This is a genomic window from Streptomyces sp. NPDC092045 (genome assembly GCF_044756005.1).
Lineage (GTDB): Bacteria > Actinomycetota > Actinomycetes > Streptomycetales > Streptomycetaceae > Streptomyces.
On the sequence record NZ_JBIVSC010000001.1, the window covers coordinates 748,556 to 764,765 of the forward strand.

Annotated in this window: 18 protein-coding genes; 12 read left to right on the forward strand and 6 right to left on the reverse strand. The window is 75.3% G+C overall.

The annotated features are described in order from the left end of the window. Positions 1-4: 4 nt before the first annotated feature. From ACIQKA_RS03490 to ACIQKA_RS03535, 10 genes are all read left to right on the forward strand, one after another. A complete protein-coding gene (locus tag ACIQKA_RS03490; RefSeq protein WP_383159980.1) occupies positions 5-298 on the forward strand; it encodes an acyl carrier protein in 294 nt (97 codons plus the stop codon). 12 nt (positions 299-310) lie between these two features. Next, the gene (locus tag ACIQKA_RS03495; RefSeq protein ID WP_402539828.1) at positions 311-1,423 is read left to right on the forward strand and encodes a fatty acid desaturase; all 1,113 of its coding nucleotides are present in this window, start codon (positions 311-313) and stop codon (positions 1,421-1,423) included. Beyond that, positions 1,420-2,277, forward strand: coding sequence for an alpha/beta fold hydrolase (locus tag ACIQKA_RS03500; protein ID WP_383435825.1), 858 nt, complete (start codon positions 1,420-1,422; stop codon positions 2,275-2,277). The genes ACIQKA_RS03495 and ACIQKA_RS03500 overlap by 4 nt, the downstream gene beginning before the upstream one ends. Positions 2,278-2,307: 30 nt before the next feature. Beyond that, entirely contained in the window at positions 2,308-2,499 is a 192-nt protein-coding gene (locus ACIQKA_RS03505) for a rubredoxin (protein ID WP_366372689.1), read from the forward strand. Positions 2,500-2,564: 65 nt separating this feature from the next. After that, positions 2,565-3,797: a cytochrome P450 gene (locus ACIQKA_RS03510; protein ID WP_383444471.1), complete on the forward strand. Its 1,233-nt coding sequence runs from the start codon at positions 2,565-2,567 to the stop codon at positions 3,795-3,797. A gap of 35 nt (positions 3,798-3,832) precedes the next feature. After that, entirely contained in the window at positions 3,833-5,215 is a 1,383-nt protein-coding gene (locus ACIQKA_RS03515; protein WP_402539830.1) for an MFS transporter, read from the forward strand. Next, positions 5,212-6,150 (forward strand): hypothetical protein, encoded by a 939-nt coding sequence (locus ACIQKA_RS03520; protein ID WP_402539831.1) that lies wholly within the window; start codon positions 5,212-5,214, stop codon positions 6,148-6,150. The genes ACIQKA_RS03515 and ACIQKA_RS03520 overlap by 4 nt, the downstream gene beginning before the upstream one ends. Continuing rightward, positions 6,147-6,914 carry an SDR family oxidoreductase gene (locus tag ACIQKA_RS03525; RefSeq protein ID WP_383159995.1) on the forward strand — a complete coding sequence of 256 codons (768 nt, stop codon included), beginning with the start codon at positions 6,147-6,149 and terminating at the stop codon, positions 6,912-6,914. The genes ACIQKA_RS03520 and ACIQKA_RS03525 overlap by 4 nt, the downstream gene beginning before the upstream one ends. An 84-nt stretch (positions 6,915-6,998) precedes the next feature. After that, on the forward strand, positions 6,999-8,606 hold the full coding sequence (locus ACIQKA_RS03530; protein ID WP_402539832.1) for an FAD-binding protein: 1,608 nt from the start codon (positions 6,999-7,001) through the stop codon (positions 8,604-8,606). 35 nt (positions 8,607-8,641) lie between these two features. Next, the gene (locus tag ACIQKA_RS03535) at positions 8,642-9,643 is read left to right on the forward strand and encodes a beta-ketoacyl-ACP synthase III (protein WP_402539834.1); all 1,002 of its coding nucleotides are present in this window, start codon (positions 8,642-8,644) and stop codon (positions 9,641-9,643) included. Here the strand turns inward: ACIQKA_RS03535 and ACIQKA_RS03540 are convergent. Beyond that, positions 9,595-10,920 (reverse strand): MFS transporter, encoded by a 1,326-nt coding sequence (locus ACIQKA_RS03540; RefSeq protein ID WP_402539836.1) that lies wholly within the window; start codon positions 10,918-10,920, stop codon positions 9,595-9,597. The genes ACIQKA_RS03535 and ACIQKA_RS03540 overlap by 49 nt on opposite strands. A gap of 84 nt (positions 10,921-11,004) precedes the next feature. Between ACIQKA_RS03540 and ACIQKA_RS03545 the strand changes: the two genes are divergently transcribed. After that, positions 11,005-12,231, forward strand: a complete 1,227-nt coding sequence (locus tag ACIQKA_RS03545) for an ROK family protein (RefSeq protein WP_383157698.1) — start codon at positions 11,005-11,007, stop codon at positions 12,229-12,231. 14 nt (positions 12,232-12,245) lie between these two features. Here ACIQKA_RS03545 and ACIQKA_RS03550 read toward each other — a convergent pair whose 3' ends face one another. After that, a complete protein-coding gene (locus ACIQKA_RS03550) occupies positions 12,246-12,710 on the reverse strand; it encodes an SRPBCC domain-containing protein (RefSeq protein WP_402539837.1) in 465 nt (154 codons plus the stop codon). Positions 12,711-12,835: 125 nt separating this feature from the next. Between ACIQKA_RS03550 and ACIQKA_RS03555 the strand changes: the two genes are divergently transcribed. Then, positions 12,836-13,606 carry an SAM-dependent methyltransferase gene (locus tag ACIQKA_RS03555; RefSeq protein ID WP_383157703.1) on the forward strand — a complete coding sequence of 257 codons (771 nt, stop codon included), beginning with the start codon at positions 12,836-12,838 and terminating at the stop codon, positions 13,604-13,606. Here ACIQKA_RS03555 and ACIQKA_RS03560 read toward each other — a convergent pair. From ACIQKA_RS03560 to ACIQKA_RS03575, 4 genes are all read right to left on the reverse strand, one after another. Further along, a complete protein-coding gene (locus tag ACIQKA_RS03560; protein WP_402539839.1) occupies positions 13,579-14,220 on the reverse strand; it encodes a DUF4865 family protein in 642 nt (213 codons plus the stop codon). The two genes, ACIQKA_RS03555 and ACIQKA_RS03560, sit on opposite strands and share 28 nt — an antisense overlap. A gap of 80 nt (positions 14,221-14,300) precedes the next feature. Next, positions 14,301-14,900, reverse strand: coding sequence for a TetR/AcrR family transcriptional regulator (locus tag ACIQKA_RS03565; RefSeq protein ID WP_402539840.1), 600 nt, complete (start codon positions 14,898-14,900; stop codon positions 14,301-14,303). Between the two features lie 106 nt (positions 14,901-15,006). Continuing rightward, on the reverse strand, positions 15,007-15,615 hold the full coding sequence (locus tag ACIQKA_RS03570) for an ATP-binding protein (RefSeq protein ID WP_383157711.1): 609 nt from the start codon (positions 15,613-15,615) through the stop codon (positions 15,007-15,009). A 195-nt stretch (positions 15,616-15,810) separates the two neighbouring features. Then, positions 15,811-16,158 carry a hypothetical protein gene (locus ACIQKA_RS03575; RefSeq protein ID WP_383157713.1) on the reverse strand — a complete coding sequence of 116 codons (348 nt, stop codon included), beginning with the start codon at positions 16,156-16,158 and terminating at the stop codon, positions 15,811-15,813. Between the last annotated feature and the right edge of the window lie 52 nt (positions 16,159-16,210).

Sequence of the window (16,210 nt, forward strand, 5' to 3'; positions counted from 1 at the left end):
CAGCGTGTTCAAGAAGAAGATCGCCAAGCCGGCCGGCCCGCTGACCCGGGCCGCCCTGCGCGACTGGCTCGTCGACTACCTCGCCGACCACCTCAAGGTCGCCAAGGACAAGATCGACACCTCGCTCACCTTCGAGTCGTACGGACTCGACTCCAGAGTGGCCGTCCAGGTCTCCGGCGCGCTGGAGAAGGTCGTCGAGCGGCGCCTCTCCCCGGGGCTGCTCTACGAGCACCAGACCATCGACGATCTCAGCGGCTACCTGGCCAAGGAGCTCCGGCTCCCGGAGCAGGCCGTCTAGGAGGAACTCGGCATGGGTGCATTCGACTTTCCCACCGCGCCGGACGACCAGTTCGCGAAGTTCCTCGCCCAGTCGGCCGCGATCGAGGGCGAGCGACTCCAGAACGCCGTCCCCAAGGAGTACTTCGAGCCCAAGGTCTCGCGCGGACTGCTCGGCTTCGCGGTGAGCTGGCTGCTCTACGGCGGCGCGACCGTCGCCGTCGCCTTCACCCACTGGGCGTTCTGGCTCCCGCTGTGGCTCCTGGCGGGCCTCGGCGGCTGGGGCCTGCACTGCATCGCGCACGACGCGGGGCACGGCTCGTTCTCCCGCAACCGGCGGCTGAACACGGCCGTCGGCCACCTCTCCCTGCTGCCGCTCGCCTACCCCTTCCACGCCTGGCGACACGTCCACAACATGCACCACTCCAGCACCAACCACCTGGAGCTGGACACCGACTGGCGCCCCCTGCCGGCCGGCATGTTCAAGCGCATGCCGCTCCGCCAGAAGCTGGTCTACCTCTCCACCCGCACCTGGGCGTTCTGGGGCGGCACCATCAACTACTGGGTGGAGTCCGGCTTCCGGCCCGGCTTCTTCCCCAAGGAGTCCCACCGCCGCGACGTGCGGCGCTCCATCCTCTTCGTCACGGCCCTGGGCGTCCCGTACTTCGGCGCGCTCGGCTACTTCACCGGCTGGCAGGGAGTGCTGCTCTACTTCGTGGCGCCCTGGCTCGCGACCCACGCCTGGTTCAGCGCCACGACCCTGATGCACCACAGCGCCAGCGACATCCCGTACCTGACGGCCGAGCACTGGACCCGCAACGCCAGCCGGCTCCTGGTCACGACGGACTACGTCTACCCGAAGTGGCTGCTCTTCCTCACCCACAACATCTCGATCCACACCGCCCACCACGTGGCCCCGGTGATCCCCTTCTACCACCTCCCGAAGGCGCAGCAGGCGCTGAAGGACCGGTACCCGGGGATGGTGCGCGAGGAGCGCTTCACCTTCCGGCAGATGTGGAGCATCGTCCGCCACCTGCACTTCTACGACACCGAGTCGGGCTACTACCAGGAGCTGTCCGGCACCAAGGTGCCGCCGGCCCCGTCCGGCCCGGCCCCCGGGTCCCCGCTCGCCGAGGCCGGTCGGTGACCGGGCGCCGAGCCGTGCGCGGCGCCGCCCACGGGATCCTGACCGCGCTCGCCCCGGGCGCCGCCGCGCGCTGGGCGACCGACGTGTTCAGCGACACCCGGGCGCTGGGCCTGCGTCCCGACAACGTCCTGCCGCTGGGCGCGCAGCGGTTCGCGGTGGACGGCTCCCCGGACGTCACCGGGGGGTACGTGTGGGGGGAGCCCGGCGACGGGAGCCCCACCGCCCTGTTGGTGCACGGCTGGGCGTCCGACAGCAGCAGCATGCACTCCTTCGTCGGCCCGCTGCGCGGACTCGGCTTCACCGTCGCCGCGTTCGACGCGCCGGCGCACGGCGTGTGGCCCGGCTCCCAGGCCACCATGACCCAGTACTCCCGGGCGGTCGCGGCCGTCCTGGAGAGCCTGGGCGGGGCCCGGGTGGTCGTCGCCCACTCGCTCGGCGCCGTCGCGGCGGTCAGCGGGCTCGCCCTGCGCGGCGAGGAGCCGGAGGCCCTGGTCCTGGTCGCGCCCACCCACACCCTGAGCGGCGTGCTCGACCGGTGGGACGGCGCCGGGATGCGGATCGGGCCCGGCACCCGCGAGCGCGTCTACGCGGAGCTCCACCGGCGCAACGGCGTCCCGGTCTCGCACTGGGACGCCGTCGCCCGGGGGGCGTCCCTGCGCTGCCCGGTCCTCGCCGTCCACGACCCGGCCGACACCTGGGTGCCGTACGCCGACGCCGAGGCGATCGTCCGGGCCCTGCCCGGGGCCCGGCTGGAGACCGTGCGCGGCGTCGGCCACATCGGGATCCTCAGCGATCCCGGGGTGCAGGCCCTGATCACCGGCTTCGTGGCCGAACGCGCCGCCGCGACCCCCTGACGGAGAAGTGAGCAACGGAGAAGTGAGCACATGAGCGACACGAGCGTCCGCACGGCCCGCCGCGCCTGGATGTGCCTGCTGTGCGGCTGGGTCTACTACGAGGCGCTGGGCGTGCCGGAGGAGGGGATACCGCCCGGCACCCGCTGGGAGGACGTCCCCGAGGACTGGGTCTGCCCCGAGTGCGGCGCCACCAAGGCGGACTTCGTGATGGAACAGCTCTGAACGACGGCGGCCGGACCGCCGCCCGTCAGCACCCCGCCCGCCCCCTCCCACACCCAGGAGCAGCAGTGACCGAGACCCCGACCCTGGCCGAGCCGCTGGACGTGATGATCCGGCTGCTCTCCTTCGAGGGCAAGCAGAACCCCTACCCCCTCTACGAGGAGTTACGGGCCCACGGCGACCTGGTCAGGCTCGGCGAGACGCACCTGCTCGCCGTCGGCCACGAGCAGATCTCGAAGGCCCTGCGCCACCCCGTCCTGCTCCAGACCGACGCCGCCATGCAGGACCTGCGCATGCCCGGCTGGCGCGAGCACTCCTCCTGGGTGTGGCTCACCAAGAACATGCTGTTCAGCAACGAACCCGACCACGAGCGGATGCGGCGCTTCTTCTCCAGCGCCTTCTCCGCCCACAGCGTCGCCGCCTTCGCCCCCATGGTCGAGCGCCTCGCCGACGACGCCGTCCGGCACGTCGAGGAGCTCGGGGCCGGCGGCGCCGAGGTCGACCTGGTCGAGGAGTTCACCTACCGGCTCCCCATCGCCGTCCTCGGCGAGCTGCTCGCGATCCCCGAGGCGGACCTGCCCGGCCTGCACCCGATCATCGCCGCCATCACCACCTCCATGGACCCCGTCGGCGACCTCGCCCAACTGGCCCCCGGCGACGCCGCCATGGAGGAGCTCGCCGCGTACGTCACCGACCTCGTCGCCACCCGCCGCGCCGCGCCCGGCCCCGACCTCACCAGCGCCTTCATCCGCGCCCTCGACGGCAGCGACCTCACCGAGGAGGACCTGGTCGCCAACATCATGGCGGTGATCGTGGCGGGCAGCGAGGCGCCCCAGGACCTGCTCGGCAACGCGGTCCGGATCGCCGTCGGCGACGCGGACCTGGCCCGGCGTCTCACCGGCGAGCCCCGCTTCGTCGAACGCTACCTGGAGGAGGTGCTGCGCTGGGACCCGCCCGTGCACGCCCTGAACCGGGTCGCCAGCGAGGACCTGGAGTTCTTCGGCGAGAAGGTCGTCCGGGGCAGCGCCGTCACCCTCCTCGTCGCGGCCGGCAACCGCGACCCGAAGCGGTTCGCGGACCCCCACCGCTTCGACCCCGACCGCGAGGGCAACCAGAAGCAGCTGACGTTCAGCGCCGGCGCCCACTACTGCCTCGGCGCGGCCCTGGCCCGGCTCACCGCCGAGACGGCGATCCCGCTGCTGCTGCGCCGCCTGCCCGGCCTGAAGGTCGTCGGCAGCCCCGGCTTCCGCGACCAGATCGTCCAACGCGGACACGACCGGCTGCCGGTCACCACCGGCTGACGCAGGCACCACCGAGAACGAGCCCGGAGACCTCCATGTCCCTCACCGCCCCCCGCCAGGCCACCAGGTTCGGCGTGGTCCTCGGCGTCGTGTCGTCCGGCGTGGCGATGTCCAACCTGGACGTCTTCATCGTCAACGTCGCCCTGCCCGACGTGGGCGCCCACTACGGCGGCACGTCCCTCGCCACGCTGTCGTGGATCCTCAACGCGTACGCCGTGGTCTACGCCGCCTCCCTCATCCCGGCCGGAGCGCTCGCCGACCGGATCGGGCCGCGCCGCGCGTACCTGTGGGGCCTCGCCGTCTTCGTGCTCGCCTCGATCGCGTGCGCCCTCGCCGCCTCCGTGTGGACGCTGGTCGCCGCCCGGGTCGTGCAGGCCGTCGGCGCCGGCCTGCTCATCCCGTCCTCGCTCGGCATCCTGCTGACCGTGGCGCCCCCGGAGCGCCGGATCGCCTCCGTCCGCCTCTGGAGCGCGATCAGCGGGCTCGCCGCCGCCTTCGGCCCGCTCGCCGGCGGCCTGCTCACCCAGCTCGACTGGCGCTGGATCTTCCTCGTCAACGTGCCGATCGGCGCGGTCGCCTGGGCGGTCGGCCTCCGGGCCGTCCCGCCGACCCCGGGCCGCGCGACCGCCGCCCGCCCGGACCTGCTCGGCGCCGGGCTGCTCACCGCCGGCATCGCGCTGCTCTCCCTGGGCGTGATCCGCAGCGAGGACTGGGGCTGGACCTCCGGCCGGGTGCTCGGCTGCCTCGCGGCCGCCGTCCTGGCCCTCGTCGTCTTCGTCGCGCGGTCGGCCCGGCACCCCGCCCCGGTGCTGCCGCTCGGCCTGCTGCGGCTGCCGGCCGTGTCGCCCGCGACCCTGGCCAACCTGGTGTTCGCGGTCGCCTTCGCGATGATGCTGCTCTCGGCCGTGCTGTGGGCGCAGGACGTCTGGCACTGGTCGCCGCTGGCCACCGGACTCGCCATCGCCCCCGGGCCCCTGATGGTGCCGTTCCTCGCCATCGGGGCCGGCCCGCTCGCCCGGCGCTGGGGCGCCGGCGCGGTCGCGGCCGCCGGCTCGGTGGTCTTCGCCCTCGGCATCGGCTGGTGGATCCTCGCCCTCGACACCGATCCCCGGTACGCGACGGGGCTGCTGCCCGGCATGCTGCTCACCGGCGTCGGGGTCGGCCTGACGGTGCCCACCCTGGTGGGCGCCGCCGTCTCGGCGCTGCCGCCCACCGGCTTCTCCACGGGCTCCGCCGTCGTCACGATGGCCCGCCAGGTCGGCGCGGTCCTCGGCGTCGCGGTCCTGGTGCCGGTCCTGGCGGGCGGCGGCACCGGCTCCTTCCGGCTCGGCTGGTGGGTGACGCTCGCGCTGTCCCTGGTCGCCGCGGCGGTGTGCCTCGCGATCCCCCGTCCCCGGCCGGCGGAGGCGAAGGCGTGAGCGCCGCACCGGACGCGGCGCGGCGGCCGTTCCCGGGGCGGGACGCCGTGCTGATCGTCGAGGAGGCGTACGCGCCCCTCGTGGCCGACCTTCCCCACCGGGTCCTCGTCGCCCCGCCGGGCGCCGCGCCGACCGCTCTGCTCGCCGAGGCCGGACCGGACCACGACGTCCTGGTCCTGGCGGCGGACGAGACGCTCCTGACGGCCGCTCCCGTGACGGCCGCCGGGCGGACCGTGTTCGCCGCCGGGGCCGGGAGCGCCGCCGAGGCGCGCCGGATCGCGGCCGCCCTCGCCCGGCCCTCCCGCCCCGTGGAGGAACGGCTCCTCGCGGCCGGCCCCCTGGTCCTCACGGAGTCGCTGTCCGGCTCCCTGGCGCGGGTCGGTGCGGCGGGGGAGCAGGCCGGGCCGGCCGGAGGGCGGTCCGTGCCCGGCGCGGTGCGGCTCCTCCCGCCCACCTGGCTCGTCCTGGACACCCTCCACTCGCTCGGAACCGTCACCGGGGCCGTCACGGTCAAGGGCCGTCCCGTCGTCACGGGCGGGGAGCCCGGGGAGCGGCGGGCGGTCCACGACCGGCTCACCCCGCTGGTCCGGCTGCCGGTGGTCCTCGGCGTGGGGGACGGCCGGGCCCGGGTGGCCAAGGCCGTCCAGGCGGGCTCGGACGGGGTGGCGGCCACCCTCGCCGGCGTCTTCGCGGAGGACCCGGACCTGGCCCGCGTCACGGCGGTCGCCTACGGGGCCCCGGGGCCCGGCGACGAGCCCGCCCTCCACCTGGTCCTCGGCGGCCACCGCGGCCGCCTGCGGCTGGCCCTGCCCTGCGCCACGACCACCGTGCGCGCGGTCGCGGGCGGGCCGGTCCTCGCGGGGCCCGCGCCCCGCCCCCTGAACCACCTTCCGAAATTCCGTACACACCACACAAACAAGGGAGTTGCTCGATGAGCACACTGTCGGGCAAGGTCGCGCTGGTCACGGGCGCGAGCAAGGGCATCGGACGCGCGGTCGCGGAGCGCCTCGCGGCGGACGGCGCCCGGGTCGGCGTCCATTACCACCGCAGCGAGGCCGAGGCCAAGGAGGTGGTGGGCGCGATCGAGGCCGCCGGCGGCCAGGCGTTCCCCCTCCAGGCCGAACTGGGCGTCGCGGGCGACGCGGCCGCCCTGTGGTCCGAGTTCACCCGTCACGCCGACGGCGTCGACATCCTCGTGAACAACGCCGGCGCGGGCCTGCTCGCCCCCATCGGCGCCATCAAGGAGGACGACTTCGACCGGCTGCTCGCCGTCAACGTGAAGTCGCCGCTCTTCGTCATCCAGGAGGGCCTGGACAAGCTGCGCGACGGCGGCCGGATCATCAACGTCTCCAGCGCGACGACCCGCATCGCCATGCCCAACGTGCTGGCGTACTCGATGACCAAGGGCGCGGTGAACACCCTCACCCTCACCCTGGCCGAGGCCCTCGCCCCGCGCGGGATCACGGTCAACGCCATCGCCCCCGGCATCATCGCCACCGACTTCAACCCGTGGCTCGCCCACCCGCAGATGCGGGCCGCCGCCGAGAGCTGGTCCGCCTTCGGACGCACCGGCACCCCCGCCGACGTGGCGGGCCTGGCCGGCTTCCTCGCCTCCGACGCGGCCGGCTGGGTCTCCGGCCAGGTGATCGACGTCAGCGGCGCCTCGTCCCTCGGCAACGGCCCCACGCCGAAGTCCTGACCCGCTCCGCGACGGGGCCCGGCCTCCGGGCCGGGCCCCGTCGCGGCCCCGCACCCTTCCGCACCGCTCCGAGGAGTTCCACCGATGACAGCACTCGACCGAAGATCCCTGATACGGGGGGCCGCCGTCACGGCCTCCGCACTGGCCGGCGGCGTCGTGGCCGGCGCCCCCGCCGCACGGGCGACCACCACGTCGCCGACCGGGGACAAGGTCCTGCCGGCCGACCCGCGCTACCCGCACCTGACCACCGGCAACAACCAGCGGTTCGCCGCCCGGCCGCAGTACGTCAAGATGATCCGCTCCGCCGCCGACGCCGCCGCGGCCCTGGGAGAGGCCTTCCGGACCGGCAAGCGGGTCTCGGTCCGCAGCGGCGGCCACTGCTTCGCCGACTTCGTCTGCCGGCCGGACGTCGACGTCATCCTCGACCTCTCGGAGATGACCTGCGTCGGCTACGACGACACGGTGAAGGCCTTCGCCGTCGAACCCGGCGCCCGCCTCCTGCCCGTCTACGAGAAGCTCTACAAGGGCTGGGGCGTCACCCTCCCCGGCGGCGTCTGCTACGGCGTCGGCGCCGGCGGCCACATCGCGGGCGGCGGCTACGGCCTGCTCTCCCGCCGCGACGGCCTGGTCGTCGACCACCTGTACGGCGTCGAGGTCGTCACCGTCGACGCCGCCGGCACGACCCGGATCGTCAGGGCCACCCGCGACGCCTCCTCCCCGCACCGCGACCTGTGGTGGGCCCACACCGGTGGCGGCGGCGGCAACTTCGGCATCGTCACCCGCTACTGGCTGCGCTCCCCGAGCAGCACCCGCACCGCCCCGGCCGCCACCCAGCTGCCCGCCCCGCCCGCCCGGGTCCTCAGCCACGTCCAGGCCCTCCCCTGGTCCGCGCTCGACCGGACCTCGTTCACCCGCCTGGTCAAGAACTTCAGCACCTGGCACGAGCAGAACAGCGCGCCGGACTCCCCGTACAAGGAGCTCGGTTCCATCCTCAACGTCTACACCAGCGCGAGCGCCGCCCTGAACCTGGTCACCCAGATCGACGCGGACCTGCCCGACGCGCAGGCGAAGCTCGACGCCTACCTGAACGCGGTCCTCGACGGCGTCACCACCGCCCGCGCCCCGGCCCGCACGCTGTCCTGGCTCCAGCAGACCACGATGGTCGCCACCATCAACCCGGTCCTCAACGACCCGACCCTGCGGGGCGCGCACAAGTCGGCGTACGTGCGGACCGCCTTCACCGACGCCCAGCTGGACGCCCTGTACGCGTCGATGACCACGACCGCGTACCGCAACCCGCGCGCGATGCTGGTCCTGTTCTCCTTCGGCGGGCAGGTCAACGCGGTCGCCCCGGACGCCACCGCGATCCCGCAGCGCAGCTCCGTGGTGAAGATGCTCTACCAGACCTTCTGGACCAACCCCGCCGAGGACGCGGCCCATCAGGGCTGGCTGCGCGACCTGTACGCCCAGGTGCACGCCGCCACCGGGGGAGTGCCCGGACTCGACGGCCAGACGGACGGCTGCTACATCAACTACCCCGACAACGACATGGCGGACCCCGCCGTCAACACCTCGGGCGTCCCCTGGCAGACGCTCTACTACAAGGGCAACCATCCGCGTCTCCAGCGGGTGAAGAAGGCGTACGACCCGTCGAACTACTTCCGCCACCCGATGTCCGTGACGCCGGCGTAACCCGCCGCGCGTCCGTCCCACCCGGAGGGGCACTCATGACGGCACGGATCACCTCACCGACCGGAGCACCGGGCGCCAGGATCCTGGGCGTGGGCTCCTACCGGCCGCGACGCATCGTCACCAACGAGGAAGCGGCCCGGTACATCGACTCGTCCGACGAGTGGATCAGGTCCCGCACCGGCATCGTCACCCGGCGCTGGGCGGGTCCCGGCGAATCCCTGACCGACATGGCCGAGGCCGCCTCCGCCAAGGCGCTCGCGACGGCGGGAGTCGACCCCGAGGCCGTCGACTGCGTCGTCCTGGCGACCTTCACGCACCTGCGCCAGACGCCGGCGGCGGCCACGGAGGTCGCCCACCGGATCGGGGCCGTCCGGGCGGCGGCCTTCGACGTCTCCGCCGGCTGCGCGGGCTTCGTCCACGGCGTGGCCCTCGCCGCCGACGCGGTCCGCAGCCGGGGCGGGCACGTCCTGGTGGTGGGCGCGGAGCGGATGACGGACCTGCTGGACCTGGAGGACCGCTCCACGGCCTTCATCTTCGGCGACGGCGCGGGAGCGGTGGTCCTCGGCCCCGCCCCCGTGCCGGGCGTCGGCCCCGTCGTCTGGGGCGCCGACGGCTCCCAGGCCGAGGCCATCGCCCAGACCGTCCCCTGGAACGCCCTGCGCGACGACCCCGCGCCGCGCTGGCCCGCCCTCCGCCAGGAGGGCCAGAAGGTCTACCGCTGGGCGGTGTACGAGATGGCCAAGGTCGCCCGCGAGGCGCTGGCCGCCTCCGGGGTGGCCCCCTCCGACCTGCGCGCCTTCATCCCGCACCAGGCGAACGCCCGCATCATCGACGCCCTCGCCGCCTCCCTGGACCTTCCGCCCGAGGTCGCCGTCGCCCGCGACGTGGTCACCAGCGGCAACACCTCGGGCGCCTCCGTCCCGCTGGCCATGGACGCCCTGCTCGACACCGGCGCGGCCCGCTCGGGCGACCTGGCCCTGCTGCTCGGCTACGGCGCGGGGCTGTCGTACGCGGCGACGGTGGTGACCCTGCCCTGAGCGGGCCGCCCGCCGGCCCCGGACCCGTGCCCGTCCGCGGGGCCGGGGCCGCTCCGGGGCCCGGTGTCCCGGGCCAGGCAGCCCATCACCGCGGCCCCGGCGGCGAGCACCGCGACCGTGGTGAGCGCGGCCGGAAGGGAGAACCAGTCGGCGAGGAAGCCGATCGCGGGCGGGCCGAGCAGCATCCCGCCGTAGCCGAGGGTGGAGGCGGTCGCCACTCCGGCGGGACCGGCGATCGCGCCGGCGCGGGCCACGGCGACGGGGAAGATGTTGGCGAGGCCGAGGCCGGTCACGGCGAAGCCGAGGAGCGCGGCCCAGACGGTCGGCGCGAGCGCGCCCAGCAGCATGCCCGCGGCGGCGGTCGCGCCGCCCGCGACCAGGGTGCGGGTCTGGCCGAGGCGTTCGAGCAGCGCGGTGCCGGAGAGCCGGCCGACGGTCATGGTCAGCGCGAACACGGAGTACCCGGCGGCGGCCGTCCCGGGGTGGGCGTGCAGGTCCTGGGTGAGGTGGAGGGCGCCCCAGTCGGCGAGCGCGCCCTCGCCGTACGCGGTGCAGAGCGCGATCGCCCCGAAGACGAGGACAGTGCGGCGCTGGGCGCCCCGCCGCGCGCCGGGGGCGGCGGTCGCGGCGGGCCGCGCCGGAAGGGCCTCGGGCGGAGCGGGGGAGGGGTGGCGCAGGAGCACGGGTCCGGCGACGCCCGTCAGGGCCAGGCCGACGAGCGTGAGGCCGAGGAGGTGGGCGGTGGGGGAGAGGCCGCCGGCGAGCAGTCCGCCGAGCCCGGCCCCCAGCATGCCGCCGAGGCTGAACGCGGCGTGGAACCCGGGCATCACGGGGCGCCGCAGCGCGGTCACGACGTCCACGGCGGCGCTGTTCATGGCCACGTTGATGCCGCCGTACGCGGCGCCGAAGACGAGCAGGACGAGGCCGAGGGAGAGCGGGGAGCGGGTGAGCGCGGGCAGGGCGACGGAGAGCGAGAGGAGGACGGCGGTGGCGACGGTGACGGCGTGGGAGCCGTACCGGCGGCAGAGCCGCCCGGTCAGCGTCATGGTCACCACGGCGCCGGCCGACACCCCGAGGAGCGCGAGGCCGAGGTCCCCGGCGGAGGCGCCGGTCCGTTCCTTGACGGCGGGGATGCGGACCACCCAGCCGGCGAACAGGAAGCCGTCCAGGGCGAAGAAGAGGGTCAGGGCGGAGCGGAGGCGGGACAGGGAGCGGGCGGCGGTGTCTCCGCGCGGGCCCCCCGATGCGGCCGTCCGTACTTTGTTCAGTAGCGGCACAAACTCAGGATAGGGGCGAGGGGCGAGGGAATCAACCGGGCCGCGAGGTCGGGGGCGCCGTCCGATCATGGGAGACTCGCCCCCATGAACGGCAAGGCGACGACGACCCGGACACGGCTGGACAGGGGGCGCAGCGCGCTCGGTCCCGCCCTTGAGCTGGTGCACACCGGCAGGGCACCGACCCGGGCCGTCCTCACCGCCGAGCTCGGCGTCACCCGCGCCACCGCCGGCGCCGTCGCCGCCGAGCTGGAGGCCCTCGGCCTCATCAGGGTCGACTCCAACCCCGGTGCCGCGGCCGGCTCCCAGGGCCGCCCCTCGCACCGGCTCGCCGTCGACGAGAAGGGCCCCGTCGCCCTCGCCGCGCAGGTCCACCCGGACGGCTTCCGGGCCGCGCTCGTCGGCCTCGGCGGCACGATCGTCGCCACGGCCCCCGGCAGCGTCGTCGTCTCCGCCGACCCCGCCCAGGTCCTCGGCGCCGTGGTCGGGGCCGGGGCGGCCCTCCTCGCGGAGAGCGGCCGCCGCTGCGTCGGCGCCGGACTCGCCGTCCCCTCCGCGGTCGCCGAGCCCGAGGGCACCGCCCTCAACCCGCTCCACCTCGCCTGGCCCGCCGGGGCGCAGGTCCGGCAGATCTTCGCCGAGCGGGTGCGGGAGGCCGGCATCGGGGGCCCCGCCTTCACCGGCAACGACGTGAACCTCGCCGCCCTCGCCGAGCACCGCCACGGCGCGGGACGCGGCGCCCGGGACCTGCTGTGCGTGGCCACCGGCCACCGGGGCGTCGGCGGCGCGCTCGTCCTCGACGGACGCCTGCACACCGGCAGCGCTGGCCTCGCCCTGGAGGTCGGCCACCTGACGGTGAACCCGGAGGGCCGCCCGTGCCACTGCGGCGGCCGCGGCTGCCTCGACGTCGAGACCGACCCGCTCGCCTTCCTCACGGCCGCGGGCCGCGTCCCCGGCCCCGAGGTCTCGCTCCTCCAGCAGTCCCGCGACCTGCTGCGCACCTGCCCGGACGACCCCGGCGTCCGGGTCGCCGTGGGCGAGCTGATCGACCGCCTCGGGCTCGGCCTCGCCGGCCTGGTGAACATCCTCAACCCGGACCGGATCGTCCTCGGCGGCCTCCACCGCGAACTCCTCGACGCCGACCCCGAGCGCCTCCGCGCGGTCGTCGCCGACCGCAGCCTCTGGGGCCGCAGCGGCGGCGTGCCGATCCTCCCCTGCACCCTCGACCACAACAGCCTCGTGGGCGCCGCCGAACTCGCCTGGCAGCCGGTCCTGGACGACCCCCTGGCGGCCCTCTCCCGCGAACCGGTCTGAGCCGCCCGGCGCCGCTACTCCCGGTGCCCTTCGAGCAGCGCCGCCAGCCGGTCCAGGGCCGTCCGGGCACCGGTCTCGTTGCCGGCGGCGGGGACCGCGTCCGGGACGCCCTCGTGGACGACCAGGACCTCCGTGCCGCCGCCGTCCGGCACCAGGGTCGTCGTCAGGGTCATGGCGCCCCGCAGCAGCGGGTCCTCCGTCTCGAACTCGACCACCTCGACGACCCGTTCGCCCGGCACCAGCTCCACGAAGCGCCCGTGGTACGTGTCCGTGCGCGGCCCCGACTTCCCGGCGCCGTCCTCCCCCTCGTACCGCAGCGAGACCCGGAACGCGCCCCCCTCGCACGCGTCGAACCCGTGCACCCGGCAGGTCATGCCGTACGGCACCCGCCAGCGCGCGACGGCCTCCGGGTCGAGGAGCGTCCGGTAGACGGCCAGGGGCGGGGCGTCGACGTGGCGGGACACGCGCGTGGTGTACATCCTCCCCAGGCTAGGCGCGGAACCGGGCTTCCGCCCGGCCGGCGCTCTCCTTCCGCCCTCCCGCCGTCGCCGCCCCGCCGAAAACCGGTGGGACCGCCCCGCCGTACGACGTACCGTTCCGCCCCATGACCTCTTCCGACTCCACACCTCCCCGGCGCCTCGGCGGCCTCACCTTCCACGGGCCGCTCTCCGAGGCCCGCGCCGCCCGCCTCCTGGGACGGCTCGCCGGCGCCGGGCCCGCCGACGTGCTCGACATCGGTTGCGGCTGGGGCGAGTTGCTCCTGCGCCTCCTCGAAGCGGTTCCCGGGGCCCACGGGGTCGGGATCGACATCGAGGCCGAGGACCTGGCCCGCGGCCGCGCCCTCGCCGAGGAGCGCGGGCTCGCCGGCCGCGCGACCTTCGTCGAGGAGTCGGCGCTCGGCACCGACCGGGGCCCCGTCGACACGGTCCTCTGCCTCGGGGCCGGCCAGGCGCTCTGCGACCCCGGCCTGCCGCACGATCCCGCCACCGCCCTGCGCGAACTGCGCCGGCTCGTCCGGCCCGGCGGCCGCGTCGTCCTGGGCGAGGGCTTCTGGGAGCGCACCCCCACCGGAGCCGAACTGGCCGGCATGTGGCCCGGCGCCCGCGCCGACGACCACCTCTCCCTCGGCGCCCTCGTCGACCTGGCGATCGGGGCCGGGTTCCGGCCCGCGTGGATCGAGACGGCGAGCGCCGAGGAGTGGGAGGAGTTCGAGTCCGGCTACCGCCACGACACGGAGGTCTGGCTCGCCGCGAACCCCGGCCACCCGCTCGCCGCCGAGACGCGCGAGCGCGTCGACCGGCAGCGCTCCGGCTGGCTGAACGGCTACCGGGGCGTCCTCGGCATCGCCTATCTGACCCTGGTCGCCACGGCCTGAGCCCCCGGCCCCGTCCGCCCGAGCTCCGCCCGTCCCGTCCCCACCCGCCCGAGCTCCGCCCGTCCCGGCTCCGACAGGTGGAGCACCCGGAAGCGCTCGCCCTCGCCGGCCGGGGCCTCCGGGCCCGCCCACAGGGTGAAGGAGAGCAGCTCCCAGTGGCGCGGGTCCACCGCGAGGGCCGAGGCCACCACCCCGTCCCGCCGGGCCTCCCGCGCGTGCCGGGCCACCGCCTCCGCCACCGCCACGCCCGGCGGGACCGCCTCCCCGAGCGGGGCCCTCAGCCGGGTCGCGGCGCGCGGCACCGACGCGGACGCGGACCCCTCCTCGTACGCCAGGCCCGTCCAGTGCTGCACCACCGGCCGTCCGAAGTCGTTCACGACGCCCTGGAAACCCGGGCCCCAGAGGAAGGAGTTCATGCCCTCGGGCGCGAACCACAGGTAGAACGGCGCGTACTGGTTCACGGGCGAGTCCGCCCCCCGCTCCCGGACCAGGTACGCCTTCAGACCGAGGCCCGGGAAGGCGTCGAGCAGATGGCCCCGGGTCGCCACCCGCTCGTGGACGATCCCCATGTCGTAGTCGGCGGGAAGCGTGATCTCGTACTGCATCGCGTGCACGGAACGGACTCCGGTTTCCTCTTCGGCGGGTCGGGCGCGGCGGACCCGCCCCCGGGCGGGCGGGGCCCCGGGGACCGGCCTCAGCGGGCCGGGCGCGGGGCGAGCGGGGTGAGCAGCGCGAGCAGGCCGCGCACGGCACTGTCGAAGGGCGCGGGCGATCCCGTCGCGCGGGCCAGGACGTACCCGCCCTGCACCGTCGCCACGATCGTCGCGGCGGTCTCCTCCGGGTCCAGGGGGCCGTTCGGACCGCCGCTCTCCGGACCCTCCCGGACGACCGCGGCGAGCCGGGCGCGCAGCCGGCCGAGCACCTCCTCGACGGGGGCGCGCAGCTCCGGGTCCGCGATCACCTCGGGGTCCATGGTGAGCCGCCCCACCGGGCAGCCGCGCAGGACCTCGCGTTCGCGCAGCAGGTACGCCCGGATCCGCTCGTACGGCGTCCCCCCGCCGTCCAGGGCCGCTCCGGCCGCCGCGTCCATCTCCTCGGCCGTCCGCCGGATCGCCGCCAGGGCGAGGTCCCGCTTGCCCGCGAAATGGTGGTACATGCTGCCCTGGCCCGCGCCCGCGGCCCGCTGGACGGCCTTGGGGCTTGTGCCCACGTAGCCGCGCTCCCACAGGAGTTCGCGGGCCGCCCCGACCAGTCGCTCGGAGGTGTCGTTCGTCCCCATAGCCGCACTGTACATACCAGTAGGTACAGAAGGAAGGGGGGAGGACGGGGCGGCCGTCCGGACCCCGCGTCCGCCGGGCCGACCGCCCGTCGGCCGGGCCCCCTCCGCCGGTCCGGGACCCTCAGCCCGCGCGGCCCGCCAGGGCCGGCCGGGCGGCGGCCACCGCGGGGGCGGGGCTCGGGACCGGGTCGGCCGGGGTGCCGAGCGGCACGGCGGGCACCCGCTCGTAGCCGGTGAAGGGGCCCTCGGTCGCGGCGCCGTACACGGCCTCCTCGCGCGTCCCGACGGGAGCGCCCACGGGCGGCGCCGCGAGGGTGAACCACACGACCTTCCCGTCCTTCCCGTCGTCCCCGCACGGCCGGACGCCCCAGCTCTCGCTGACCGCGCCGACGAGGACGAGGCCCCGGCCGGAGGTCGCGAGGCCGTCGGCGGGTCCGTCGGCAGGGTCGCCGAACGGGCCCTCGGTCCGCGGCGGGCGGGGATCGTGGTCCCTGACGGAGACCGTGAGGCGGTCGAGCAGCAGCTCGATCTCCACGGTGCACCGCTTGTCCGGCCGGGCGTGCCGGTGGACGTTGGTCAGGAGCTCGGTGACTCCCAGCAGGGCATGGTCGACCAGGGCGTCGAGATGCCAGTGGCGCAGATGCGCCGAGACAATCCTGCGGACCTGTCCGATCCGCTGCGGCAGGGCCTGGAGCTCCACCGCGTAGTACCTGCTCGGTTCGCTGATCACGGCTGCGACTCCCCGAAGTAGTCCGGAAGAAGACGAAGGTTCGGATCTCTCGTGCGGTCCAGTCGGGCGATGACCATGACGTCGCGTCACCACCTGGCAACCCTCGGTGAGGTGATTCCAGCGTGGGCCAGTGGTGACCGTCCCGCAACTCACGGCGAACCGTGCCAGGTCAGGGGGCCTCGCGCGCCCCGGGCGTCAGTGCCCTCCCGCCGCCCGCCTGAGCGCGGCGAGGAAGCGCCCCGACTCCTCCGTCCCCCCGGGGTCCCCGTCCTCACCGGAGTCCGCCGGACCGCCGTCCCGGTCCTTCCGGTGCAGCGTCAGCCGGTACCGGGTGCCGTTCACGGTCGCCACCGCCTCGTCCGGGCCCGCGAACCACGGGCGCCCCGCCCGCACCGCCGTCACCGGCGCGCTGTCGATCTCGCTGCCGTAGCTGGTGAGCAGGGCGAGCCGCCCGTCCTCGATCCGCACCTCGCCCGCGCGCGTCAGCGAGCGCAGCCAGCGGTTGATGCCCACGCCCCTGGCGCTGAACTCCGGTTCCCGCATGCCGATCCGCCCCTTCCCACCCGTTTCCCCCGGGTGCCGCTCCCAGTGTGCC

What these genes read in the sequence shown, in the direction of transcription:
- ACIQKA_RS03545 (WP_383157698.1), top strand. Translation starts at nt 11,005, where the DNA reads ATGAACGGCAAGGCGACGACGACCCGGACACGGCTGGACAGGGGGCGC.
- ACIQKA_RS03515 (WP_402539830.1), top strand. Translation starts at nt 3,833, where the DNA reads ATGTCCCTCACCGCCCCCCGCCAGGCCACCAGGTTCGGCGTGGTCCTC.
- ACIQKA_RS03495 (WP_402539828.1), top strand. Translation starts at nt 311, where the DNA reads ATGGGTGCATTCGACTTTCCCACCGCGCCGGACGACCAGTTCGCGAAG.
- ACIQKA_RS03565 (WP_402539840.1), bottom strand. Translation starts at nt 14,900, where the DNA reads ATGTACAGTGCGGCTATGGGGACGAACGACACCTCCGAGCGACTGGTC.
- ACIQKA_RS03550 (WP_402539837.1), bottom strand. Translation starts at nt 12,710, where the DNA reads ATGTACACCACGCGCGTGTCCCGCCACGTCGACGCCCCGCCCCTGGCC.
- ACIQKA_RS03535 (WP_402539834.1), top strand. Translation starts at nt 8,642, where the DNA reads ATGACGGCACGGATCACCTCACCGACCGGAGCACCGGGCGCCAGGATC.
- ACIQKA_RS03530 (WP_402539832.1), top strand. Translation starts at nt 6,999, where the DNA reads ATGACAGCACTCGACCGAAGATCCCTGATACGGGGGGCCGCCGTCACG.
- ACIQKA_RS03505 (WP_366372689.1), top strand. Translation starts at nt 2,308, where the DNA reads ATGAGCGACACGAGCGTCCGCACGGCCCGCCGCGCCTGGATGTGCCTG.
- ACIQKA_RS03575 (WP_383157713.1), bottom strand. Translation starts at nt 16,158, where the DNA reads ATGCGGGAACCGGAGTTCAGCGCCAGGGGCGTGGGCATCAACCGCTGG.
- ACIQKA_RS03525 (WP_383159995.1), top strand. Translation starts at nt 6,147, where the DNA reads ATGAGCACACTGTCGGGCAAGGTCGCGCTGGTCACGGGCGCGAGCAAG.
- ACIQKA_RS03555 (WP_383157703.1), top strand. Translation starts at nt 12,836, where the DNA reads ATGACCTCTTCCGACTCCACACCTCCCCGGCGCCTCGGCGGCCTCACC.